This window comes from Colwellia sp. RSH04 (genome assembly GCF_003545765.1).
Classification (GTDB): Bacteria; Pseudomonadota; Gammaproteobacteria; order Enterobacterales; family Alteromonadaceae; genus Colwellia.
Map to the genome: position 1 here is coordinate 113,648 of NZ_QXIO01000008.1, position 25,317 is coordinate 138,964.

The 25,317-nt window shown below is 38.7% G+C and carries 15 protein-coding genes; 6 read left to right on the top strand and 9 right to left on the bottom strand.

The window, feature by feature from the left end:
* Positions 1–855 precede the first annotated feature (855 nt).
* From D1094_RS13790 to D1094_RS13830, 9 genes are all read right to left on the bottom strand, one after another.
* Complete coding sequence (locus tag D1094_RS13790) at positions 856–7,083, bottom strand: collagenase (protein ID WP_118960694.1); 6,228 nt, start codon at positions 7,081–7,083, stop codon at positions 856–858.
* Between the two features lie 600 nt (positions 7,084–7,683).
* Positions 7,684–10,923, bottom strand: a complete 3,240-nt coding sequence (locus tag D1094_RS13795; RefSeq protein ID WP_182440192.1) for a collagenase — start codon at positions 10,921–10,923, stop codon at positions 7,684–7,686.
* 943 nt (positions 10,924–11,866) lie between these two features.
* Positions 11,867–12,280, bottom strand: coding sequence for a hypothetical protein (locus D1094_RS13800; protein ID WP_118960696.1), 414 nt, complete (start codon positions 12,278–12,280; stop codon positions 11,867–11,869).
* 452 nt (positions 12,281–12,732) lie between these two features.
* Entirely contained in the window at positions 12,733–13,569 is an 837-nt protein-coding gene (gene trpA, locus D1094_RS13805; RefSeq protein ID WP_118960697.1) for a tryptophan synthase subunit alpha, read from the bottom strand.
* Positions 13,569–14,792: a tryptophan synthase subunit beta gene (trpB, locus tag D1094_RS13810; RefSeq protein WP_118960698.1), complete on the bottom strand. Its 1,224-nt coding sequence runs from the start codon at positions 14,790–14,792 to the stop codon at positions 13,569–13,571. Before trpB ends, trpA begins: the two co-directional genes overlap by 1 nt.
* Before the next feature lies 1 nt (position 14,793).
* Entirely contained in the window at positions 14,794–16,215 is a 1,422-nt protein-coding gene (trpCF, locus tag D1094_RS13815) for a bifunctional indole-3-glycerol-phosphate synthase TrpC/phosphoribosylanthranilate isomerase TrpF (RefSeq protein WP_118960699.1), read from the bottom strand.
* Positions 16,215–17,231: an anthranilate phosphoribosyltransferase gene (gene trpD, locus D1094_RS13820; protein WP_220452560.1), complete on the bottom strand. Its 1,017-nt coding sequence runs from the start codon at positions 17,229–17,231 to the stop codon at positions 16,215–16,217. The genes trpCF and trpD overlap by 1 nt, the downstream gene beginning before the upstream one ends.
* A complete protein-coding gene (locus D1094_RS13825) occupies positions 17,231–17,860 on the bottom strand; it encodes an aminodeoxychorismate/anthranilate synthase component II (RefSeq protein WP_118960701.1) in 630 nt (209 codons plus the stop codon). Before D1094_RS13825 ends, trpD begins: the two co-directional genes overlap by 1 nt.
* Positions 17,861–17,862: 2 nt before the next feature.
* Positions 17,863–19,512: an anthranilate synthase component 1 gene (locus tag D1094_RS13830; RefSeq protein ID WP_118960702.1), complete on the bottom strand. Its 1,650-nt coding sequence runs from the start codon at positions 19,510–19,512 to the stop codon at positions 17,863–17,865.
* Between the two features lie 393 nt (positions 19,513–19,905).
* On the opposite strand from D1094_RS13830, the gene D1094_RS13835 reads away from it, so the two are divergent.
* The 6 genes from D1094_RS13835 (at position 19,906) to D1094_RS13860 (ending at position 25,315) form a co-directional block, all read left to right on the top strand.
* Positions 19,906–20,799: an RNase RNM gene (locus tag D1094_RS13835; protein ID WP_118960703.1), complete on the top strand. Its 894-nt coding sequence runs from the start codon at positions 19,906–19,908 to the stop codon at positions 20,797–20,799.
* Between the two features lie 38 nt (positions 20,800–20,837).
* Positions 20,838–21,458, top strand: a complete 621-nt coding sequence (locus tag D1094_RS13840; protein WP_118960704.1) for an L-threonylcarbamoyladenylate synthase — start codon at positions 20,838–20,840, stop codon at positions 21,456–21,458.
* A gap of 294 nt (positions 21,459–21,752) precedes the next feature.
* Positions 21,753–22,622 carry a 23S rRNA pseudouridine(2605) synthase RluB gene (gene rluB, locus D1094_RS13845; protein WP_182440193.1) on the top strand — a complete coding sequence of 290 codons (870 nt, stop codon included), beginning with the start codon at positions 21,753–21,755 and terminating at the stop codon, positions 22,620–22,622.
* A gap of 28 nt (positions 22,623–22,650) precedes the next feature.
* Entirely contained in the window at positions 22,651–23,790 is a 1,140-nt protein-coding gene (gene rnd, locus D1094_RS13850) for a ribonuclease D (RefSeq protein WP_118960706.1), read from the top strand.
* Between the two features lie 180 nt (positions 23,791–23,970).
* The gene (locus tag D1094_RS13855) at positions 23,971–24,264 is read left to right on the top strand and encodes a YcgL domain-containing protein (protein WP_118960707.1); all 294 of its coding nucleotides are present in this window, start codon (positions 23,971–23,973) and stop codon (positions 24,262–24,264) included.
* Between the two features lies 1 nt (position 24,265).
* A complete protein-coding gene (locus D1094_RS13860) occupies positions 24,266–25,315 on the top strand; it encodes a lytic transglycosylase domain-containing protein (RefSeq protein WP_118960708.1) in 1,050 nt (349 codons plus the stop codon).
* Positions 25,316–25,317 lie beyond the last annotated feature (2 nt).

Genomic DNA, 25,317 nt, shown 5'->3' on the forward strand with positions numbered 1-25,317 from the left:
ATAAAGTATAGTGGCAGGATGTTGCTAAAGGACGAAATAAACATGGATGTGGGTTGATTAGGAAGATCAACGTCAGGAAGACAGTAGTAAAAGGACAATGAGAGGACTCATTAGGATAAACTAAGGATAGTTATTCAAGGAAGAAACGAGAACACCATATTTAGTGCAGGACGCACGATATAAGCTAGTATAAAATGCGGCTCAATGAGCCGCATTTTTGTATCTGACATTTGGCAATAGCTAAAAGCCCGTATAATCTTATTACAACCCCATTAATTTAGTATCACTGCTTTTTACCTATAATCGGGTAGCTTGTAGGCTTTATAACACTATTTGATAGACATAACATTTATAATGTCAGTTTAAGCTTTTTTATCAAAAACGTTTGTTCAAACGTTATCTTTTGCTAGGAAACAAGATGTATTTAACATTGCAAAAAATTTCTAATGCTCTAATGCCACTAAGACAGTTCTTATTGTTTTCCGCTGTTTGTTTAATGCTTTTTATAGCTTATCAGCTTATTTTTCCTGTTGCGGTGTCAGTACATGATAATCTACTGAAAATCTGTCTGTTAGGGCTGATTTGGCTTTTATTGTTTTACAGTATCATCATCACATTTTCTGGTAAAAGAGTAGACTCAATAGAAACTAAGTCATGGCTTGCGAAGTTTAAACATAAGTTAGCCTCTATCATGAAAGGATGTTTTGTAATTTTCTTTTTTATATTAACTGTCGCAATAGTGATAATCTCTACTCGCATGTTAAATGTACTTTAAGTATGGTATAAAAAAACCCAACACATCAGTGTTGGGTTTTTAATATTTAAGCGATTAAATGCTTAGTTAGTCACGGTTGATTAACGTTCAGAAACTATTAATTCAACGCCACCAAACTCACCATCTAAAGTGATGTAGTGCCAGTAAACGTCAGGGTTTAGTTGCACATCTAAACTATCCCAGTTACCGTCACCGTTTGCATAACCGTCATTATCTTGCGCAGTTGGCCAGTCATCAGCTTTAAACATAATGTCTGCATTACCCCAACCACCAGAAGTTGTTAGTGTAAGGCGAGTAGATAAAGCATCTTCATTGCGGATGAAGAATGATGCGTGGCCACCTGAAGAGTTAATACATTCAACGATTTGGCTTGTTGATACAGTTGTATTTTCTGGATCATGAGCATTCGCCTGAACATTCACTACACAAGGAGAGAAATCAGTACTGATTGTTACAGGTTCACCAGCCCAGTTGCCTGCTGTACCAGAAGTAGTAGAGTCTTCATCATTAGGACCAAGTTCAACAATGTTGCTTTCACCTAACACAACACCATTCACTAACCAGTCATTAAACTCAGCATCGTAACTTGTACCGATGTTATCCATATAAGTTTGATATTCCGTGAATTGACCTGTACGTGTCAAGCTTAAGATTTGGTCAACATCGTTTCTATGGTTTTCAAACATGAAGCGAACTGCTAGGTAACCCCAACGATAGATTCGTGTTTGACCTGAGTTATAGTCATTCTTGAAGATTTCAGATAATGCCACTTCTTGAGATTCACCCACAGAAATTGCGAAATCATTACCGTCACCTTGAGAAATATACTCACCAAGACCTTCAGACCACCATACCGTACTAACAGTCATACCAAGTTGGAAATCTCCATATAAATCGAAACGACCATCTAAATAATGAACGTATTCATGCTGTAGGTTCCAAACATGGAATTCAGGTTTTATCCACTCGGCTTCATAGGCAATGAAACGCGCTTGGTTCTTCTCATTAATTGGTGCACCTTCTAAATACATACCACCATTATTAGTATCAATACCGAAGAATTGACCTGCATAGGTTTTGTAATCTTCTGATGAGTCGAAAATAACAAGTTCTAATGCTTGGTTATTATCGTCAGCAACTGGCTGGTAACCTGTGTTCAATATTTGATGGAAGTTTGTTTCTTGACCACCTAATACTTCACAAATCCAAGCTGCTTGATCGTTGTACATGTGCTGAGCACGAATCTTCAAGCTATCAGAACACTTGTAGTTGAAGGTTAATGTTTCAGCTTCTAAGGTGTATGCGAAACCACAGATATTATAATAACCACAATCTGCGCGATCGTAGAAATCAGACATGCTAGCTGCTTTTATCCATAATGCTTTAGTTTCGTCATCTTTACTTGAGCTATCAAGTACCGCTTTAACTAACGACTTAACACGTGGAAATAACTCATCGATATGATATAAGCGAGACATTTCGTTAACAGCATTTAATAAAACATACTCAGCATCAGTACCAATCATGTCACGGTTAGCATTTTGGAAGTTAAACAAAACATCTAAAATACTATCGTCAGCAATGAATAGTGCTTGCATTGCTTCATCCCATTGAGCACGGAATAAAGTAGTGAAAACAGCATTTGCTGCAGCATTCATGTTAAAGCTAGATTTCCAATTTGCATTATAGTCATTAAGTACTTTAATGGTTATATCGTTAAAAGCAGCACCTAAGTAGGCAGAATCAACGGTAATCAACGCCTCTTTTAATACGTTGCCGTTTTCTTCGCTAACTATCCAAGTGTTAGTGTTGTTAAATAAGTTTCTAAGCGCTGTTGCAATAGCATCTGTTACAGCAGAAGTATACTCAGGCACATCTTCTGGATGAGCAAACTGTACATAATAAGCACCGCGTAAGAAGTATAATAATGATTGCAACCCTGTTGTATCTGTACCTGTATATCCTGGAGCGCGTGTATTGATAGCATTGGCGATAGCAATCATATTCGCTTCAGAGTATACCTGCGTCGCATCTGCTCCACTAATCTTATAAATAGGGCTAACATTTTGTGGATGAGAAATTGCAATACGCTCTACAAGGTTATCGCCGTTTAGTCCTAAGAAACGTGTAGCATCAGTAGGGAAACCATCATCAGGGATGTCATTACCACCTCCTGTTGAAGGGAACTTAGACGTATCAGTAGCAATTAAGAAGCTAACTTCGCTAGCATCGCCACCGTTAGCATCTAATAAAACGTATAACCAACCTTTATTAGCAGTAAAAGTAACTGTTTCACTAGTACCAGTATTTGTTGATACATGTTCATAATTACTCGTTGTTGCCCATGTTTCAGCGCTTGTGTAAATTGCTAAATCAGCAGTACCACCAGCAGTAGACATGGTTATTTCAACGTTGTCATGTGGAACAAAAATATAGTAAGAAGAAGAGCCTGAGATGTTTACACACTCAACTTGGTTAAAGGTTAATTCTTGCTCAACAATTGTATCAGCGCCACACATGCCCGGATTAGTTGGTAGAGTAGGAATAACAGAACCGTCGCCAGAACCGTCACCAGAACCGTCACCAGAACCGTCACCAGAACCGTCGCCAGAGCCGTCACCTGAGCCGTCGCCAGAGCCGTCGCCAGAGCCGTCGCCAGAGCCGTCACCTGAGCCGTCGCCAGAGCCGTCACCAGAACCGTCACCAGAACCATCACCAGAACCGTCACCTGAACCATCACCAGAACCGTCGCCATCAGTAAATGAATCAGCATCAATTACATAGGTATTTACAGCTTCAGTTAATACAGCAATACCTAAACACTTGTTGTTGCTTTCTGCAATCATCATACGGTCGCCTTGCGCCCAGTAATCTGCACTGTAGGTATCACCATTGTTTAAGGTTTGGTAGTTGTTATCTAAGTTTGGTTCACCTGTCGTTGAACTTACCCAGTAAAGGCTAACAGGCGTATCTGTGGTATTAGTAACTGAAATCTCAGCACCATCTGCACTACGCTCGTAAGCGTTTGTTAAGTCACAGCTACCAAAAGTATTTGCAGCAGGAATAACTTCAACAGAGACTGCATCTTTAACCATTTCAGCATCAACAGTGAAAGTATTCACTGATTCTGTCATTACAGCAACGCCTAAACAGTTCTTGTAGTTATCAGTAACCACTAAGCGATCACCATTTGCCCAGTAATCAGCACTATAACTCTCACCTTGCGCTAAAGTAGCATAAGGGTTGTCATAGTTAACTTCACCTGTTTGGTTATTAACCCAATATAATGTTACGGGAGTATCAGTAGTGTTTGTTACTGAGACTTCAGCAGCAATATCACTATTGCGTACATATTGGTATACAAGGTCACAACTACCAAACGTATTGGCTGCTGGAATAACTTGAGGAGGAGGAGCAATTGCATCGGTATTAGCTAATACCCAGTCAGTGTAATCGGTATCAGTGGCAACAATATTTGCTAACACAGCATCGAATGCAGCTTTGTCACTATTACGAGCCGCTTGTGCTGCTGCTAATACATCACTTTTACGGTTTTCAGCGAGGTATTGCATAGTAATGTATGACCATGGATATAAATTATTAAAAGAGTAATCCATGAATAAAACATTATGCAAAGGTGGCACAGTTTCACCTGCAAGGTCACCTAAGTTTCGAGTATCGCCCACACCTTTAGATAAATACTCTGCCCAACCTTCAGCCCAAGATACGGTATTTAAATGATACTCAAAAGCACCATATAAATTATATCGACCATCAAGATAGTGAGTGTATTCATGTTCAAGATTATAAACATCACCTTCAGCTTCACAAGAGTAACCTACCCAGCTTTCTGGACATTGCATAGCATGAAAACGTGCAATGTTACCTTCAACTGAAGGATCACCTTCTAAGTAAATTCCACCATTATCTGTGTTATGCCCAAAGAAGTCATAACCGTATTGCTCATAATCTTCAGGCGATGCATAAACAACGACTTCTAATTTCGCATTAGTATCATCAGCAACGGGCTGGTTACCTGTATTAAAGAAGTTATGGAACTTATCAGTCATTGCTGACATCTTTTGACATGAACTATCTAACTGCTCTGGGGTCATAGATTGAGCACGGATAGTTAAGTTGTCATTACATTGATAAGTCGTAGATAACACATCTTCAGCAGTTAACTCAGGTAAACAGTAATTAGCTAATGCATCATTTTCATCACAAGTACGGCCAACAGCGTCAAGATAGGTTGTACCTATTTCACGTTTAGCTGTTTCTTCAGAAATATCAGTAGTTACTTTGTTATAGATTTCAATAACAATGCTATCAATGCGTTCTTTTGTTGCATCATCTGCAAGGTTACTTACATGGCCTAGCGCTAATAAAGTATGTGCTAATATCCATTTTCTATCACTATCAGCATCCCAGCGTAAGTCTAAGGCTGTCTCACCTAAACCATAAGCACGTAACGCAGAAATTACTGATAACATTTGATTATTAAAGGCAGTACTCAATGTAGCGTTAGACTTGCCTTCAAAAGCCATATCATAAAAAGCCTTTAACAGTTGGTTAGTACTGTAACCAAAATTGTCGTAGCTATATGGATTAGTTAATTCAGAGTAATACTGAGTTAAGGCTAGTAAATGTGGAATGTGCTCTTCAAAGGCGTCACTTGCAGGTGCTAATGCTAAGTTTAACATTGCTGTTGCATAACCTTCTTGAATTAAACCAGCTGGCGCTTCAGTTGAGTGGAAGTCAGTCATTTTCGCAACAGCATGTAATGCATTGCTTAAACGAGTTACTTCATCAGCAGTAAAATCACCAGTTGTACCGTTGAATGAGTAGTTTCTTAAGAAGTAAACTAATTGATCAAGATCTGTACTTGTGATGTCATCTTGTGCAGCTAAGAAGTGAATTGCATCAGCAACATCACCAATTGGATCTTCTGCTCTGCTAGCAATAGCAGCCCAGTCAGCCCATGAGCCTGCAATGATTTCATTAACAACATCAGTAAATTGACTAGCCGATGTTAACGTTGGTGCAGGGATAGAAACAACAACATTTTTGTCAATAACTACGTAATCGTCATTGCCGCCGCCGTTGTCACCGCCGCCGTTATCACCGCCGTTTGAGCCATCACTTACACTAAAAGTAACTTGATCGTTATTTCCAAAGATAGTGATATATAAACGACCTGCATCAGCAGTTAATGAAATACTTTCTTCTGTAGTACCTGTTGTTGCTGAAGAGGCTATGTTGTTGCTTGAAGAAGCCCAGCCACCAGTATTAACATAAAGGTCTGCTTCACCCGTACCACCTGTTGTAGTAATAGTAAGGTTTGTGTTATCTGCTTCAACATCTAAATAATGGTATTGACCATTACCTGAAATACACTCGGTTTGATTAAGTGTTAAAGCATAACCTGATGTAGTTTTAGCACCACAAAGTACCGGATCGCCGCCGTTATCACCGCCGCCGTTATCACCGCCGCCGTTATCACCGCCGCCGTTATCACCGCCGCCGTTATCACCGCCGCCGTTATCACCGCCGCCAGAATCGGTTTCACCATTCAGGCTTAATGTAACGCCTTCGTGAGCACCCATGAGAGAGATATAGAAGGTACCTGCATTTGCAGTAACTGATAATGATTCCTCAGTACCAGAGTTTACTGACGAAGCAGTAAAACTACTACGTGTAGCCCAAGAGCTAGAGTTTACATAAATGTCAGCTTCACCAGTACCACCAGTCGTCGTAATGGTCAGTGGTGTGCCATCTTCTTCAACATTGGTACTAAAGTATAATCCATTACCTGAGGTACATCTTACTTCACCAAGTGTTAATGTTGCGTTCGAACTACTAGGGTTAGCACAAAGCTCACCATTATCATTGCCATTATCTGTACCAGCTTCTTTTACATTAAGTGTTACTTGTTCATGATTACCAAATACACTGATGTATAAACGACCAGCTTGCGCTGTTACCAATAATGACTCTTCAGTTCCTTCATTATTTGTTCTTTGAGTATGGCTAGAGCTTGTTGCCCACCCAGAGGTGTTGACTAAGATATCAGCTTCACCTGTTCCACCAGAGGTAGAAATCTCAAGTTCAGTGTTATCGTTTTCAACATCGACATAAAAGTATAGGCCGTTGCCTGAGGTACACTCAGTTTGGCCAACCGTGAGTGCGCCACCTGATGCGGTGGTGCTACCACATAGAGGGGTATCACTTGCCTGAGCACTGTGTGATGCAAAAGCACCTGCTACAGCGATCGCGGTAAGCAACTTTTTAGCGACAGAATGTGTCATATAAGTTCCCGTTTTTTTACTAAGGGATAAGTTATGCAATACCTATCCGTTAATTTATAATTGTTATAGGCTTTTACGAGATTCCTCTTTCATCAATAGCTATATTGACTTGCTAGAAAAGCGCTAGCATTGCATTTTTCGAGTAACGGTTTGGGAGATTCACTTAATTGATAAAAGTGATTGTTACTGAGTTGTTAGTCGTTCAGTTGCATACTGAGTTATTCAACTAACCAAATTTTTTTATTTTTTACTAAACAGGTAAAGTAGAAGCATCCGAAGATGTTACAAAACGTAAGTGAAAAAAAACATTGTATGCAATATATTATAAATAGTATTAATTGTACATATGCAATTCATACTATATGGATCTTTTCTGGATGATTTTTATTCGATTTTAATATTTAACGATTTCAAAGGTGGGCTCCTTTTCATCCGTCAAGGTAACTTACTGCTGCTAATATTTATCTTGCTGACTACAGCTACATTGCTAATGTCTAGTTGTATGGTAAATGTGCTACGAATTTTAAATAAAAAAAACCCAACATTAATTTGTTGGGCTTTATCATTAAAGTAGTTAACTATTTATTAAATTGGATAAAGTTACTGTTCAGTGATTCTCAGTTCAACGCCACCAAACTCACCATCTAAAGTGATATAGTGCCAGTAAACGTCAGGGTCTAGCTGAACTTCTAGGCTGTCCCAATTACCATCTCCGTTTGCGTAACCATCATTGTCTTGTGCCGAAGGCCAGTTGTCAGCGCCAAAAATGATATCTGCGTTACCCCAGCCACCGCTAGTCGTTAGTTTAAAACGAGTCGATAACCCCCCATCGTTAGCAATGACTAATGAAGCTTGACCATTTGAAGAGTTAATGCACTCAATAATTTGATTTGTAGTTACAGTATTATTCTCAGCATCATAAGCATTATCAGTAACGTTAACTACACATGGTGAGAAGTCCGTACTAATGGTTACTGGCTCCCCGGCCCAGTTGCCAGCTGTACCTGAAGCAGTTGAACTTTCATCGTTTGGACCTAACTCAACAATATTACTATCACCTAATACAACACCGTTAACTAACCAATCGGTAAACTCACTGTCATAAGATGTGCCAATATTATCTAAATAAGTCTGGTACTCAGGGTATTGACCTGTGCGGGTTAAGTTAAGCATTTGATTTACATCATTTCTATGTTCTTCAAACATAAAGCGAACCCCTAGGTAACCCCAGCGATAAACACGGGTTTGACCTGAGTCATAGGTATTGTTAAAGATTTCTGATAAGGTAACTTCCTGCGATTGACCTACAGAGATTGCATACTCATTACCATCACCTTGAGAAATATATTCACCTAAACCTTCAGTCCACCAGACAGTGCTAGCCGTCATGCCTAGTTGGAAGTCTCCATATAAATCGAAACGACCATCTAAATAATGAACGTATTCATGCTGTAGGTTCCAAACATGGAATTCAGGTTTTATCCACTCGGCTTCATAGGCAATGAAACGCGCTTGGTTCTTCTCATTAATTGGTGCACCTTCTAAATACATACCACCATTATTAGTATCAATACCGAAGAATTGACCTGCATAGGTTTTGTAATCTTCTGATGAATCGAAAATAACGAGCTCAAGCGCTTGGTTATTATCGTCAGAAACAGGTTGGTAGCCCGTAGCTAAGATCTCATGGAAGTTAGATTCTTGACCGCCTAATACTTGACAAATCCATGCGGCTTGATCGTTGTACATATGTTGAGCGCGGATTTTTAGGCTATCAGAACATTTATAGTTAAAAGCTAATGTTTCAGCTTCTAAAGTATAAGCAAAACCACAAATACCATAGTAGCCACAATCAGCACGATCGTAATAATCAGACATACTAGCTGCTTTTATCCATAAGGCTTTAGTTTCGTCATCTTTACTTGTGCTATCGAGTACCGCTTTCACCAGTAACTTAACGCGAGGGAACAATGCATCAACGTGATATAAACGTGCCATTTCGTTTACTGCGTTTAATAATACATACTCTGCGTCTGTACCAATGGCATCGCGATGTGCTAATTGGAAGTTATTTAATGCATCTAAAATACTATCGTCTTCAGTAAATAATGCTTTCATCGAATCGTCCCACTGGGCGCGGAACAACGTAGTAAATACTGAATTAGCGGCAGCATTCATAGCAAAGCTTGCTTTCCAATCGGCATTATAGTCATTAAGTACTTTAATGGTTATATCGTTAAAAGCAGCACCTAAGTAGGCAGAATCAACGGTAATCAACGCCTCTTTTAATACGTTGCCGTTTTCTTCGCTAACTATCCAAGTGTTAGTGTTGTTAAATAAGTTTCTAAGCGCTGTTGCAATAGCATCTGTTACAGCAGAAGTATACTCAGGCACATCTTCTGGATGAGCAAACTGTACATAATAAGCACCGCGTAAGAAGTATAATAATGATTGCAACCCTGTTGTATCTGTACCCGTATATCCTGGAGCGCGTGTATTGATAGCATTGGCGATAGCAATCATATTCGCTTCAGAGTATACCTGCGTCGCATCTGCTCCACTAATCTTATAAATAGGGCTAACATTTTGTGGATGAGAAATGGCAATACGTTCAACAAGATCTGCGCCATTAAGTCCTAAGAAACGAGTCGCGTCAGTTGGCAAACCATCATCAGGGATATCATTTCCACCACCTGTTGTTGGGAACTTTGATGTATCAGTCGCAACGAGGAAGCTTACTTCAGACGCCCCAACACTATTTGCATCTAGTTGCACATATAACCAACCTTCATTCGCTACAAAAGTAACTGATTGCTCTGTACCTGTACCAGAAGAGGCAAACTCATAACTATCGCTACGCGCCCAACCTTCTTGGCTAGCATATATAACTAATTCACCAGTACCGCCAGCGGTAGATAGTGTTATTTCAGTATTATCTGCAGGGATAAAAGTTGCGTATGAGGCAGTTGATGAAACGTTTACACACTCTATCTGGTTGAAGGTGATTTCTTGATCAACGATGGTGTCATCACCACACATACCCGGGTTAGCAGGTAGTGAAGGAATATTGTCGCCAGAGCCATCACCATTGCCTGAATCATCATTGCCAGAAGTTAAACTTAAGCTTACGCCTTCATGAATTCCCATTAAAGAGATGTAAAAAGTACCTGCATTTGCGGTTACGGTTAAGCTTTCTTCAGTGCCTGTATTAGCAGAAGCTGCAGTATAGCTGTTTCGTGTAGCCCAGCTACTATCGTTAACATAAATATCTGCTTCGCCTGTACCACCAGCTGTACTAATAGTTAGTGGTGTGCCATCTTCTTCGATAACGGTTTTGAAATATAAACCATTACCTTTAGTACAGCGTGTTTCACCTATTGTTAATGTGGCGTTATCGCTACTTGGGTTTGTACAAGACTCACCATTAGTATCATCAATGGTTTCACTTACACTGAAGGTAACTTGTTCATGAATCCCAAATATACTTACATATAGGCGACCTGCATTGGCATTAACGCTTAAACGATCATTAGTACCAGTACTGTTAGTGTTTTGTGTGTAGTTTGAATGTGTTGCCCAAGAAGACGAACTAATGTAAATATCTGCTTCACCTGTACCACCTGTGGTGGTTAATTCTAAAGCAGTATTATCGTTTTCAACGTCAAGATAGAAATAAAGGCCATTACCAGCTATACACTCGGTTTGGCCTATCGTTAATGCACCACCTGTTTTGGTGGTGCTACCACAGAGTGGAGTCTCACTTGCCTGTGCATTATGTGATGCAAAAGCACCCGCAATAGCTGCAGCAGTAAGTAACTTTTTAGCGACAGAATGTGTCATATAAGTTCCCATTTTTGCTAAGGGATAAGTTATGCAACACTTATCCGTTAATTTATAATTGTTATAGGCTTTTGCGAGATTCCTCTTACATCAATAACTAAATTGATTTGCTAGAAAAGCGCTAGCATTGCATTTTTTGCTGAATAACTGTTTGGGAAGATCACTTGGAGAAAAAATAATAAGTGACAGTTATTAAGTGATTAATTGCACAGTTGTAAACTGTGTTCTTTAACTAATAATTTCGTAAACTTTTCGGTTAAACCTTTTTATAAATTGAGACTATTAAGGCACTAAATAGCATTAACTCTAAATGTATGTTGTATGCAATATATTACATGTATTGTTAATTGTATACATTACGATGAGATTATTTGGTTCTTTATTGATCAATTTTTATTCTATTTTAATATTTATGTAACAATGTCATGAGTGGCTAATTGTTAATTAAGAGGGATGCATTTGTGTTGTTATTATCAATAATTGCAAAGTGATTAGGGCGTGTTTACCTTTGTGTAATAATTCAGCTGATAGATAAAACGCCTTTAATTAAGGCAAAATTGCGTAGTTTACTCGCAAAATCAGTAGCTTTTAACGCAGAGTAAAGAGGGGGTAGCATCAGTCCTAAGGCCAATGACTATATTTTTGCCCTAGCGGCATTAGTATTTACTTATTTGGAGCAACGTAAATTACGTTCATACTGCTTTGTTATTGATAAAAATAGCGCATTGCTGAAAATATCAACAAAGGTCAACACGACCTAGTTTTAGATACATAACTTTTGATTTAGTTTGTAATTATAAAGATAAACTTAAAATAGATAATAAGGTGTGATCCTTTAATTGATAACATAATCGAAATTTACTTATAGGTTTTCAAAGATTAATAAATAACCAGAAATATAAAAGCCAGTTAACAACTGGCTTTTATATTTCTGGTTTCTTTGTTATCCATTGGCACCAACTGGAGGCGGTACATCGCTACCTCGTTTATGGGAAGAGTGTATGGTCTCATGCCCATGTTGGTCAGCAGCGTTACTCTGAGCTCTTCTTTTATTTGGTGCGGGTAATGGCGGCGGCGGCGGAAGTCGTTGGCCAGTTTCAGGGTTAATTTGCTTGCCTGACGCATCAGCATAACCATGTGCGACCGGTAGGGCAGCATGGTTGACTCTTGTGTCTTCTCTGACTGGTGGTAACGGCTGATTTACAGGTGCCTTTTTAGTTGGCGTTGTAAGAACAGTGTCTATTTTGCTGTCAACTTTTTCAGCCGCAGTGTCGTCTGAACTTGATATGCTATTTATAACATATGCACCTGATGCGACAATGAGTATTGCTACAGCAATCGATTCTAACTTTGTCATAAAACCTCTATTAGTATGATTAGTTTTTTAATAAGCTAGCATGATTTTTATCAAGGCTCAATATTTAACCAGTTAAGAAAAAGCTAATGAATACTTATATTTAAAGGGGATGTTTCGAAATAAAACACATTAAGTATATTGTATTCAATGGTTTGGGTTTCATTTTTAGCTGAGTACAGACCTCAAATTTTTATTAAATATTTTTTAGTATTAACGAGATTTTGATCATTATTTTTTAGTGTTTATACCAACCGGTATAAGAAAGCGATCTCTTAGTGATATTTTAAAGGGGTAGAGACAAGGCGTTAATTGCAGAAGGTGGCTCTTTATGCAAAATGGTATTACAGATAAAGGAATGTTAATTTGATTAAAAGAAGACAAAAAAAGAGGAGTGTTTATCACTCCTCTTTTAGCTATTTTTACTCTTTTAAAAACAAGAGGTTATTGTTTTTCTACAATGTACATGCTGCTTTCATATCACGGACAAAAGTTGATAACTCTACTAGCATTCGCTCATTATCGTTGAGGTTTTTTTCTATGATTTTAACTACCGCTGATCCGCTAATGGCACCCGATGCGCCAGCCGCTAAAGCATCCTTAACTTGAGCAGGCGAGGATATACCAAAACCGACTACGGGCGGCGCTGCACTGTATTGTGCAAGTGAGTTGATTAAGCGCTTGGCTGATGATTCAGGTGTTAAAGCACCGCTATCAACACCGGTAACTCCAGCACGACTTAAAATGTATGTATATCCTTCACTAAATTCTGCAACGTGTTTTAATGTTTCTTCACTTGCATTAGGTGGGGCAATGAAGATAGGCGCGACATTATATTTTAAAGCCGCAGCCCTAAAAAGTTCACTTTCACGAATAGGAACATCTGCAATAAGTACAGAATCAACGCCTGCTGCACTCATATCTTGATAAAACTTATCAATGCCACGGGCAAAAACTAAGTTACCATAAAGTAACAAGCCAATAGGAATTTGCGGGGCATACTCCCTTACTTGCTTTAAAATATCGATACAGACATCCGTATTAATATTTGAACTTAACGCTCGAAGCCCCGCCTTTTGAATAGTAATACCATCAGCACTAGGATCCGAAAAAGGGATACCTAGTTCAAGTGCATCGGCACCAGCATCAATTAAACTTTTAATTATCGCTAATGATTGTTCAGCGTTAGGGTCGCCAATTGTTACAAACGGAATAAAGGCTGCTTGATTGTTTTCTTTAAGTTGAGAAAATGCTGTTTGATATCTTGCGCCAACTGTTTTTATTGTTGTCATTATACTTCTCCTTGAGCAGAAAGCACGGTATGAACATGAGCCAAATCTTTGTCACCACGACCCGAAAGGTTGACTAAATAAATGGTTTCTTCAGTTGCTGCTTCTGCCATTTTTAGTGCTTGCGCTAAAGCATGAGATGATTCTAATGCTGGTATAATACCTTCACTTTTCGCCAATGTTTGAAACGCCGCTAAGGCATCATCATCATTAATCGGCACGTATTGAGCTCGGCCTGTTTCTTTTAAGTGGGCATGTTGAGGGCCAACAGCAGGGTAATCTAAACCAGCAGAAATCGAATAAGATTCATTTATTTGTCCAAATGTATCTTGCATTATATAGGTGTAGTTACCGTGAAGCATGCCTTTAGTACCTGCTGCTAAGGTCGCACCATGTTTATCAGTATCTACGCCTTTACCACCGGGTTCAACGCCAATAAGCTTAACACCCTCTTCTTTGATGAAATCTTGGAACATGCCAATAGCATTTGAACCACCGCCAACGCAAGCAATTACATAATCTGGCAAACGTCCTTCTTCCGCTAAAAACTGTGCTTTAGCTTCAATACCAATCATCTTTTGAAATTCACGTACTATTGTTGGGAATGGGTGAGGACCAGCCGCAGTTCCTAATAAATAGTGGGCATCTTCATAGTTGGCAGACCAATCTCTTAATGCTTCATTTACCGCATCTTTTAATGTGCCAGAGCCAGCTGTAACAGGAATAACTTCAGCGCCCATAAGCTTCATTCTAAAGACATTAGGCTGTTGTCTTTCACAATCGAGAGCACCCATATAAACGCGGCATTTTAAACCAAGTAATGAGCAGGCAATTGCCGTGGCGACACCATGTTGCCCAGCGCCTGTTTCTGCGATGATTTCGGTTTTACCCATGCGTTTAGCGAGTAGTGCTTGACCTAATACTTGGTTAGTTTTGTGTGCGCCGCCATGAAGTAAATCTTCACGCTTTAAGTAAATTTTTGCTAATGGGTTTTTAACAATATTTCGACAACATGTTAATGGTGTTGGTCTACCTGCATATTTCGTAAGTAAGTTATTGAACTCTGTTAAGAATGCTTCATCGGTTTGTGAGTCGATAAAGGCTTGCTCTAGCTGTTCAAGAGCTGGCACCAACAATTCACCAACGTACATGCCACCAAACTCACCAAAATAGGCTGGTAATGACGTTTTTTTTACATTTGAGTTTTCTTTTGTATTATCTTGCATATTAATAATTCCTAATTTGAGTGAAAACAGCGGTTAGTTTTTCACTCGATTTTATGCCTGTGCTAGATTCAACACCTGAGTTGAGGTCTAGGCCGAATAAGTCTAATTCTGTTAATTGGTTTATCGCTAAGTGGATATTTTCTTCATTAAGTCCACCTGCTAATAAACTCTTTGATAAATTTTGCGCTGTTTCAGCAAGTGTTTGCCAATTAAAAGCTTGTCCACTACCAGGAGATTTACCATCAAGAACATGATGCTCAACTTCTTCACTTAATGTCGGAACTTGATCTACCACCGCATTGGCTTGCCATATTTGACACGCAGATAGGCCACGTTCATTGAGCTGATTTCTTAAGCTTGTTATGTATTGCTCGTTTTCTTCACCATGTAACTGCACTGCTGATAAGTTAAGTGTTTTAACTAAATCAACAATGGCTTGTCGCTTGTGATTTACAAACACACCGACGTATTCTAGTTTGGCAATCAATTGGTTGTTAACTATATTGAGCGCTTGGCTTTCGCTGATGCAGCGAGGAGATTTGTCAGCAAAAATCAACCCGCCATAACGAGCACCGGCTGAAGCTGATGCATTAGCAAATTCAGCAGAGGTTAAGCCACAAACTTTGTTATTACCAAAAATTAGTTTTCTACATGCTAAATCAATATCGTTATATGGATTATTATCCATTGCCATTAATGAACTTCCTACTAAAAACCCATCTACAGCAGGTGCAAGTTCACGTACTTGGTCGTTAGAATAAATACCTGATTCAGATATAATAATACGATCATCTGGAATACTCGGTGCAAAATCAAAGGTACGAGAAATATCGGTACTTAGATCTCTTAGGTTGCGATTATTTATGCCAATGAGCTTCGCACCTAAATTAATTGCCCTTAATTTTTCTTCTTCATTAGATATTTCAGTTAAAATAGCTAAATTATATTGCTCAGCCACCTTTGCCAAAGCTAGATACTCTTCATCGTCTAAGACACTAAGCATCAATAAAATTGCGTCTGCTCCGTAATACCGCGCTAAGTAAACTTGATAAACATCAATGAAAAAATCTTTATTTAACACTGGGCAAGATACGGTATTACAAACAGTTTGTAAGTAGTCAAATGTGCCTTGAAAGTATTTTTCATCGGTTAACACTGAAATAGCAGCGGCATATTTATCATAGGTTTTACAAATACTTTTTACGTCAAAGTCAGGTCTAATTAATCCTTTAGAAGGTGAGGCTTTTTTACATTCTAAAATAAAACCAGCTTCAGGTTTCTCAGGGGTTCTGCGCAAAGCTTTGTACATATCTTTGTTCGTCGGTACAAGTTCACTGATGAAGCTTTCAAGTGGTTTCGATTTTTTTAGTGCATCAATTTCGATACGTTTGTTTTCGACTATTTGTTGTAAAATGTTAGCCATTATTGTTTTGCTCCTTCATTTGAAAGAGACACTAGCTGCGCTAAAGTCTCTAACCCTTTACCTGAGGCTAATACTTGGCTAGCCATTTCTTGTCCTGCTTTTAAACTGTCTGCTTTACCATGTAAATAAAGTAATGATGCACAGTTGATTACCACAGCGGCGTTGTGTGCTGCTTGGCCTTTACCTGATAATATTGCTTTAATAATATCTGCATTTTCTTGTGGTGTACCACCTTTGATAGCGTCAAGAGGGTATGTATCAAGCCCAAAGTCTTCAGGGGTAATGGTACGCTTTATAAGTTCCCCATTAGTAATTTCAATTAATTGTGTTTCACCGTGCAAGGCAACTTCATCTAAACCACTACCATGAACGACGAAAGCACGTTCTACACCTGTTAATAACAAGGCTTGTGCCATTGTTTGTAATAAATCAGGAGTATAAACACCTAACAGCATGACTTTAGGTTGAGCTGGGTTTACTAACGGGCCAAGGATATTAAAAAGGGTTCTCACCCCCATCGCCTTTCTAACAGGAGCTGCATGTTTAAAACCTGAATGATAAGCAGGAGCATACAAAAAACATAAATTCGCTTGTGCAAGACAATGACTGGCCGTTTCAGGTGACATCATTAAATTTACCCCAAAGGCTTCGAGTAAATCAGCTGAACCAGACATGCTTGAAACACTTCGGTTGCCGTGTTTTGCCATTTTTATACCACAAGCTGCGGCAAGGATTGCTGCAGTGGTAGAAATATTAATCGTGTTTGCTCCATCTCCGCCTGTGCCTACACAATCAGAAACCTCTTGAGGTTGAGAAGGGAAAGTGGTCGCGGCTTCTCTTATAGCAACTGCTGCACCAGCAATTTCTTCAGGAGTTTCGCCTTTTATTTTTAAGGCGGTTAGCACACTACCTAATAAAGCAGGTTCAACATTACCGAGTAACACCGCTTTAAAAAATGTATGGCTTTGAGATTGAGACAGGTTTTTACCGTCTATTAATAAATTTAAAATATTCATCATACACCCTCGGTGTTTAATACATGGTTAACTTTATGTTGCTTTAAGTAATCAATACTTTGAGCTAATAGCGTTGCGCCGAATGTGGTTAAAATAGATTCAGGGTGAAATTGATACGCTAAAACGCCGTCATGGTGATGGCATATGGCCATAGGCATTTGTTGATAATGAGCAATCACATCTAGTTGAGACGGTATGTTAAGACCAACAAGTGAGTGATATCTTGCTACAGGTAGCGGATTAATTATATTGGCAAAGGCACCTTTACCATTGTGTTCAATTGATGAGGCTTTACCATGAACAATTTCTGCTGCGCGTCCAACTTTGCCACCATAATGTTCAATCAATGCTTGGTGGCCAAGGCATATACCTAACATAGGGATTTTGCCTGCACATAGTTTAATTAGCTCCATTAAACAGCCAGCATTTTTGGGCTCACCTGGACCAGGCGATAACACGAGCATTACGGGCTCATTTGTTTCATCTTGATGAGCCTTTATTTTGCTGAAAATAAATTCAGCGCTTAAGGTATGTCTATAAACGGTAGGTTGATAACCAAGGCATTGAAATTCATCAACCAAGTTATAAGTAAATGAGTCTAAGTTATCTAACATGAATAATTTTGTCATGATTAATGCTCCTTACTTAAGTCTTGGGCAAGTTGCCTAGTCTTTCTTATGCTGGCTTCTTGATTGGCTCGACCTATTGCCGAAATAACCGCTTGTGCTTTTTGACGGGTTTCATTAGCTTCGCTTTGTGGATCTGAATCATAAACTACACCAGCACCCGCTTGTATTTGAGCAACATTGCCTTTAACAAAGGCTGAGCGAATGACAATACAAGTATCCATATCACCTTGTCCTGTTAAATAACCAACAGCGCCACCATAACTGCCTCGTCTTTTACCTTCTACTTCTCGAATAAGTGAGGTTGCTTTCACTTTTGGCGCACCTGAAAGGGTGCCCATATTCATACATGCTTGGTAAGCATGCAGGGCGTCTAACTCAGTGAGTAAAGTGCCACAAACCCTTGATACTAGGTGCATTACGTGTGAGTAGCGATCAACTTTCAATAAATCAGCAACATAACGAGTACCCGCCTGACTGACTCTAGCGATATCATTTCGAGCTAAATCGACCAGCATAATATGCTCAGCAGATTCTTTTTTATCTTGTCTGAGTTCAAGTTCTATACGACTGTCTAAATCAAGAGATATTTCACCTTGCGCATTAAAACCGCGAGGTCTGGTGCCTGCGATAGGGTATATCTCTACTTGTCTATTGTGTTGCTGGTATTTTATTGCTGATTCTGGTGAAGCGCCGAAAATACAGAAATCATCATCTTTTAAGTAGAACATATATGGGCTAGGGTTACTTACCTTCAATGCTTGATAAGACAAAATACTGTCTGCACAGGGGAGAGAAAAGGTTCTTGAAGGCACCACTTGAAAAATATCACCTGCGCGGATGTTCTCTTTTAATTGCTCTACTATTTCACAAAAGGTTTTATCACTGATATCGGTAGTTAAATGTTCATCTGTTTGAGCTACGTCGCTTTTAAATTCACACGGCGCAGTAATAGGGGAAGCTAACTGCGAAACGATGGTTTGAATTCTCTTTTGAGCCGATAGTGTTATGTCGTTACTAATACAATCGCCTGCCCGAAAGAATGAGTTGCTGATTATTTCTGTACTTTGCAATTCATGGTCAATAACCACTAATGTTTCAGCTAAGTAATAAACAAAATCAGGGCAAGAATTCTCACCTTCATTGACATCGGGGAGTGTTTCAGCGATTGACATCATATCAAAGGCAAAAGCACCGCCGAGAAATACTGAAAAAGGGTGATGTTCTTGATTTTTAACTTGTTGAAATAATCGTAAGCTTTCAAACGGGTTAGTTGCCTTTAAACGAGACATTTCATCAAGTTCTTCAGGTACAGCAGGAAAAACAGCTGTTAGCGTAGTGTTTTTGGCGTTAGTAGACAGTTCTGCTTTATGCTGTAACTGTGCTTTAGCAAACTCTATCGCTAAATTACCATTATCTGTAAGCGCTTTGAAGGTAACTTGGTTGCCCCTACAGACAATTTTTACTGCAGCATTAGTTAGTAGTAAGCTTTTTAATAAGTGCTTTTTATCTATTTCAGCTGACTCTAATAAAATATTATTTGAGTGCTGCTGACACAATAGTTGATAAACCGCTAAAGGGTCGCTCTGATAAGGTGCACTTTGTGTTGTTGTCTGTACAGACAATTCCATTGGGATATTTTGTGTATTACTCATGTTAGTTCTACTTTTATTTGATGTTAATTACGTATGTCATCCTGCATAAATGGGCAAAAGCCACCAAATAAACCATGTTTTTGTTCTGTTCATCTTTCATTCCTGTTTAATGTTGCGGTTGGAAAATAAACCGCATGCTATTGTATACAATTTTTGTGGCTAAACGTAAAAAACCCGCTGTGAAAAGCGGGTTTTTTGAAATTTTTTCTGATTCTATCTGAAAATTAGATACAGCAAATATCACAACCCGTTATATAGAGTTATGCCACCACCAATTTTTAATTGCTTTAGCGTTTATTACGCCAAAAGAAAATGGACTTGCTTGTATCATTATATTGCTCTAATCAGTAAACTTATCATTATAATAAGTTATCCCCTATAGAAGACAATATTATGGCTTTGCTGTCAACCGTTGATTTTCCACATATCATAAAAAAAACTGATGGTATTTCCCATGGTCGTATTGATTTACATAGTCATACCCATTGTTCTGATGGTGAACTATCTCCACAGGCCTTAATTGATAGGGCTTGGAATTATCAAATAGATGTATTGGCTATTACTGATCATGATACAACTCAAGCACTTGATATAGCTGATGCTTATATCAAGGAAAAAAATGTTCCAATTAAGTTAATACCAGGCATTGAAATTTCAACGGCTTGGCATGGTTTCGAGATTCATATTGTGGGACTTAATGTCGATAAAAATCATGCTGACTTAATGCAGCTCATTTCAGAGCAACAAAACGCACGAGAAATTCGGGCAGAGTTAATGGGCGAAAAACTGGCTAAATGTGGTTTTGATGATGTTTATGACAAGGCCTTATCACTTGCTGGTAAAGGCTCGATAACGCGAGCACACTTTGCTCGCGTTTTACATCAACAAGGTCATGTCTCTACCATGCAAAAAGCATTTGATAAGTTCATAGGTAAAGGGCAAAGGGCATTTGTAAAACCTAATTGGTGCTCTATAGAACATGCGATATCAGTTATTCATCAAGCTGGTGGAACCGCGGTGATGGCTCACCCGATTAGATATGATTTATCGGCAAAGTGGCTGAGAAGATTAATCGTACAATTCAAGGAAGACCAAGGTGATGGATTAGAAGTTGTTTTACCACAAATGAATCAACAACAAAGGCAAACAATGCTAAACTACTGTTTAGAATATAATTTGCTCGCTTCTTTGGGATCAGACTTTCATCGTCCCAGCAAATGGAGTGATCTAGGTCGTCACTTAACCTTACCAGATGGCGCAATTCCTATATGGAAACAGTGGGCTTAACCATTGTTATTTATTTAAAGCAGTATTAAGGATTTATTATGAGTCAGTTTTTTTATGTTCATCCTGATAACCCTCAAGGTCGATTAATGAAGCAAGCCGTCGCTATCGTAAATCAAGGTGGGGTCATTGTTTACCCAACTGATTCAGGCTATGCATTAGGTTGTCATTTGGGTGATAAGAAAGCATTAGAAAGAATCTGCCAAATAAGAGACATCACTAAAGAGCACAACTTTACTTTAGTGTGTAAAGATTTATCGCAATTATCTGAGTATACCCGTGTTGATAATAGCGCATATCGGTTACTTAAAAGCAATACACCAGGTGCTTACACCTTTATTTTTAAAGGAAGTAAAGAAGTACCCAAGCGCCTACTTAATCCGAAAAAGAAAACGATAGGCATTAGAGTACCTGATAATAACATAGCCCAAGCCTTGTTGGCTGAACTGGCAGAGCCTATAATGTCTACCAGTTTGATCATGCCAGGCAAAAATATGGCTGAATATGATCCAGAAGAAATAAGAGATGTATTAGAACATCAGGTAGATCTTATTATTCATGGTGGTCATTTAGGTGAGCACCCAACAACGGTAATCGATTTCTCAAATGATGCCATTGAAATAATCCGAGTTGGTGAAGGTGATCCTTCACCATTTGAGTAACTTAGGTTACCTCTATTTAACAACATGTGAGTCAGAAGTTTTCTACAAGGGAGAAACTACTGACGGAGTTGAAAAATTATGTCTACGAAAACAGAAGCCAACAAGAAACCATCAACCAGTAAGTCACCAAAAAGTAAGATAAAGAAAGATAGCCAAAAAGATGCGGGTGATAACAAATACGGAACTCGAGGTAAAAGCAAGAAAGCGGGTTCTAAACAAGGTAAAGATGTAAAAGGCAAAAAACCAAAAAAAGAGCAACCAAAACCTGTCAAAGTTAACTTTCAAAAGGCCAGTGTGAAAGATTCTGAAAAGTTACAGAAAGTCTTAGCACGCTCTGGACAAGGCTCTCGTCGTGAAATGGAAACATACATTAGCGAAGGGCGCGTTAGTATTGACGGTAAGGTTGCATATTTAGGCGATAGAGTTGATGGTACAGAGCAGATTCGTATAGACGGTCATCAAGTAAAACTTACCGCTCAAGATGAAACCATTTGTCGTGTTTTGATGTACAACAAACCAGAAGGTGAAATGTGTACCCGTAAAGATCCTGAGGGAAGACCAACGGTATTTGATCGTTTACCTCCATTAGAAACAGGGCGCTGGGTTGCGGTTGGACGTTTAGATATTAATACCTCTGGAATGTTGTTATTTACCACTGATGGTGAGCTAGCCAATCGATTAATGCACCCGTCGCAAAAAGTTGAGCGTGAATACGCAGTGCGTGTTTTTGGTGAAATCAATGAAGCGATGTTACAAACCTTAAGAACTGGGGTGAAATTAGAAGACGGTCCCGCGCGTTTTCAAAAAATATCTTATCGAGGTGGTGAGGGCAGAAACCATTGGTTCCATGTTGTCTTGTCAGAAGGAAGGAACCGTGAAGTACGTCGTTTGTGGGAAAGTCAAGATGTACAGGTTAGTCGCTTGATCCGTGTTCGTTATGGCGATATGGAGATGCAAAGACAACTACCTTTAGGTGGCTGGAAAGAGCTAGGGTTAAAAGAGGTTAACTATTACCGTAAGTTAGTGCAGTTAAAGCCTGAAACGCAAAGTAAAGTGAAAGTTGATGAAAAAGCGATGGATAATGCGAAAAGCCGCAGAATACGTCGTTCGGTTAAAAAGCATCAGCAACGTCAAAAATTAAGTACTCGACGTCGTCATAAATAGTGGTATAGAAAATAAAGAAGTAAATGGTATGACCTATCAATATATTGATAACCAGAAAGATTTAGAACAGCTTTGTGACACATTATCACAAGCAAGCATGTTAGCAATTGATACTGAGTTTGTTAGAACCAGAACCCTTTATGCAAAGTTAGGCTTATTGCAAGTGTCTAACGGTAAAGAGCTTGCGTTAATTGATCCTATCGCGGTAACTGATTTAACCCCTTTTTGGCAGTTATTAACTGACCCAAATATTCTTAAAGTGCTACATGCATGTTCAGAAGATCTTGAAGTTTTTATGACAGCAGGACACTGTAAGCCTGAAAATTTGATTGATACACAAATCATGATGTCATTTTTAGGTCATGGCTTGTCAATCGGTTATGCTGCTATGGTTAAACATTACCTTGATATTGAGTTAGATAAGTCAGAATCAAGAACTGATTGGACAAAAAGACCATTAAGTCAACGACAACTTGTGTATGCAAGTGCTGATGTAGAACACCTTCATGCGTTATTTCCAACTTTGCTTGCTGAAACAAAGCAAGTAGGTTTTCTTGATTATGCTCAAGAAGAGTCACAAGCGTTAATTGAGAAAAAATTCACTCCCGTTGAAGAAAGCACTCTATATCGTTCTGTTAAGTTAGCGTGGCGATTAAACCCTGTACAGCTTAACCGACTTAAATACTTAACTATTTGGCGTTATCAGCAAGCCCAAAAACGTGATTTACCTATTGGCTTTATTGCTAAAGATCATACCATCATGGCATTAGCGCAATACAACCCTTCAAGTACCGCTGCAATGTTTCAGTTGGAAGGACCTGAGCAATTAGATATTCGCCACAAAGGCAAAGCGATGCTTGACGTGCTAAAAAAAGCTGAACAAGAAAGCGAACAGAATTACCCTGCAAAAGTGAAGCGTTTAGACGAGTACCCAGGTTATAAACAAATTTTCAAAAGTGTTAAGCAGTTTGTGGCAAAAGTATCGAAAACAAAAGAGATTCCTGTAGAAAACCTCGCTTCAAAGAAACAAATTAATCAGTTTTTGACATGGCATTTCAAACTTTCAAACGATGAACTGAATAAAGGTGATATTGATTTATTGTCTGGCTGGCGTAACAAGGTGCTAGGTGATGAATTACTGCAATTTTCAGCGAATAATTTTCAATAAAGCCGTTGGTATTGCTGCTAAATAAGACTTAGTAACATTCAATGCGAAATAATTTAGTGAATTGTTAACAATAAATCACTGAACATCGCTCTTAGCTCATGATATATTGTTTTTAGGCGATATATGCTCGATATTATTCTCTTAGTTAACTCTTGTTTAAATTATCTATAGGTCTCCATTATGCTATGTGCAATTTATAAAAGCCCCAAAAAACAACAAACGTATTTATTTATAAAAAAACGTGATGATTTCAGCGCTGTACCTGAAGCGTTAATGAAAACGTTTGGAACCCCCGTATTAGTTACTATTGTTAATTTGGCTACTAAAGATAAACTTGGCATGGCAGACATTAATAAAGTTAAAGAAAGCCTAGATGAACATGGTTTTTATCTTCAATTACCACCTCCAACGGAAGATTTATTAAAAGAACATAAAGCAGCAATGACGGCTGAAAAAGAGCAAGGAGCTGAATAACATGATCAAGAAAATAGCTTGTATTTCTTTCTCTCTACTGACTTTATTTACTGTTAATAGTCATGTGCAGGCTGCGACAGAGAAAAAAGTGTTAACCGATGAAGGCTTTGCACAATACGTCGGCTTATTAAAAAAAGAAGCCCTTGAACTAGGTTATGATCGAGCATTAGTCGATAGTAGTTTTTCTAAAGTTAAGTTTCATAAACGTGCAGTTAAAGCTGATAGAAGTCAACCTGAAAAAGTAGAAACGTTAGATACTTACCTACCAAAGCGTGTCCCTAACTGGAAGATTGAAAAGGCGCGAACATTATATAAAAAACATTATGAGCTATTGACGCAAGTTAGCGAGCAGTACAATGTTCAACCTAGATTCATTGTTGCTTTATGGGGGCTTGAAACCAACTTTGGAAAAATAATGGGTAACTATAATGTTATCTCTGCATTAACTACGTTAGCTTATGAAGGTCGCCGGGAAACTTTCTTTAAAAAGCAACTTTTTGCTGCATTAACAATCTTAGATGAAGGGCATATCAGTATTGATAAAATGAAAGGTTCTTGGGCTGGTGCTATGGGGCAAAACCAGTTTATGCCCACCTCTTTTTTAGCTTATGCTGTGGACGGTGATGGCGATGGTAAGAAAGATATTTGGACTAATCAAGCCGATGTGTTTGCTTCAATGGCAAATTACTTGCAAAAAGAAGGTTGGAGCGATGAATTAACATGGGGACGCCAAGTTAAGCTACCTGAAGGGTTTGATAACACTCTCGCTATTCCTAAAAATACTGGTAGTAGAAAAAACTGGTTAAAGGCTTGGGCGAAAACTGAAAAACCTCTTGCTGAGTGGCAAGCTCTTGGCGTTAGAAGAAGTGATGGAACCAATTTACCTTCTGTTGATATTAAAGCGGCACTGGTTTTTCCTGACGATGAAAATGGTCGAGTTTATTTAGCTTACAACAATTATAAGAGCTTAATGCATTGGAACTTATCATACTACTTTGTAAGTTCAGTAGGCCATTTATCTGATCGTATCAAGTTTCCTCCAATTAAATAGAA

Coding starts and splice junctions, on each gene's coding strand:
- D1094_RS13790 (WP_118960694.1), bottom strand. CDS start 7,083: ATGACACATTCTGTCGCTAAAAAGTTGCTTACCGCGATCGCTGTAGCA.
- D1094_RS13795 (WP_182440192.1), bottom strand. CDS start 10,923: ATGACACATTCTGTCGCTAAAAAGTTACTTACTGCTGCAGCTATTGCG.
- D1094_RS13800 (WP_118960696.1), bottom strand. CDS start 12,280: ATGACAAAGTTAGAATCGATTGCTGTAGCAATACTCATTGTCGCATCA.
- trpA (WP_118960697.1), bottom strand. CDS start 13,569: ATGACAACAATAAAAACAGTTGGCGCAAGATATCAAACAGCATTTTCT.
- trpB (WP_118960698.1), bottom strand. CDS start 14,792: ATGCAAGATAATACAAAAGAAAACTCAAATGTAAAAAAAACGTCATTA.
- trpCF (WP_118960699.1), bottom strand. CDS start 16,215: ATGGCTAACATTTTACAACAAATAGTCGAAAACAAACGTATCGAAATT.
- trpD (WP_220452560.1), bottom strand. CDS start 17,231: ATGAATATTTTAAATTTATTAATAGACGGTAAAAACCTGTCTCAATCT.
- D1094_RS13825 (WP_118960701.1), bottom strand. CDS start 17,860: ATGACAAAATTATTCATGTTAGATAACTTAGACTCATTTACTTATAAC.
- D1094_RS13830 (WP_118960702.1), bottom strand. CDS start 19,512: ATGAGTAATACACAAAATATCCCAATGGAATTGTCTGTACAGACAACA.
- D1094_RS13835 (WP_118960703.1), top strand. CDS start 19,906: ATGGCTTTGCTGTCAACCGTTGATTTTCCACATATCATAAAAAAAACT.
- D1094_RS13840 (WP_118960704.1), top strand. CDS start 20,838: ATGAGTCAGTTTTTTTATGTTCATCCTGATAACCCTCAAGGTCGATTA.
- rnd (WP_118960706.1), top strand. CDS start 22,651: ATGACCTATCAATATATTGATAACCAGAAAGATTTAGAACAGCTTTGT.
- D1094_RS13855 (WP_118960707.1), top strand. CDS start 23,971: ATGCTATGTGCAATTTATAAAAGCCCCAAAAAACAACAAACGTATTTA.
- D1094_RS13860 (WP_118960708.1), top strand. CDS start 24,266: ATGATCAAGAAAATAGCTTGTATTTCTTTCTCTCTACTGACTTTATTT.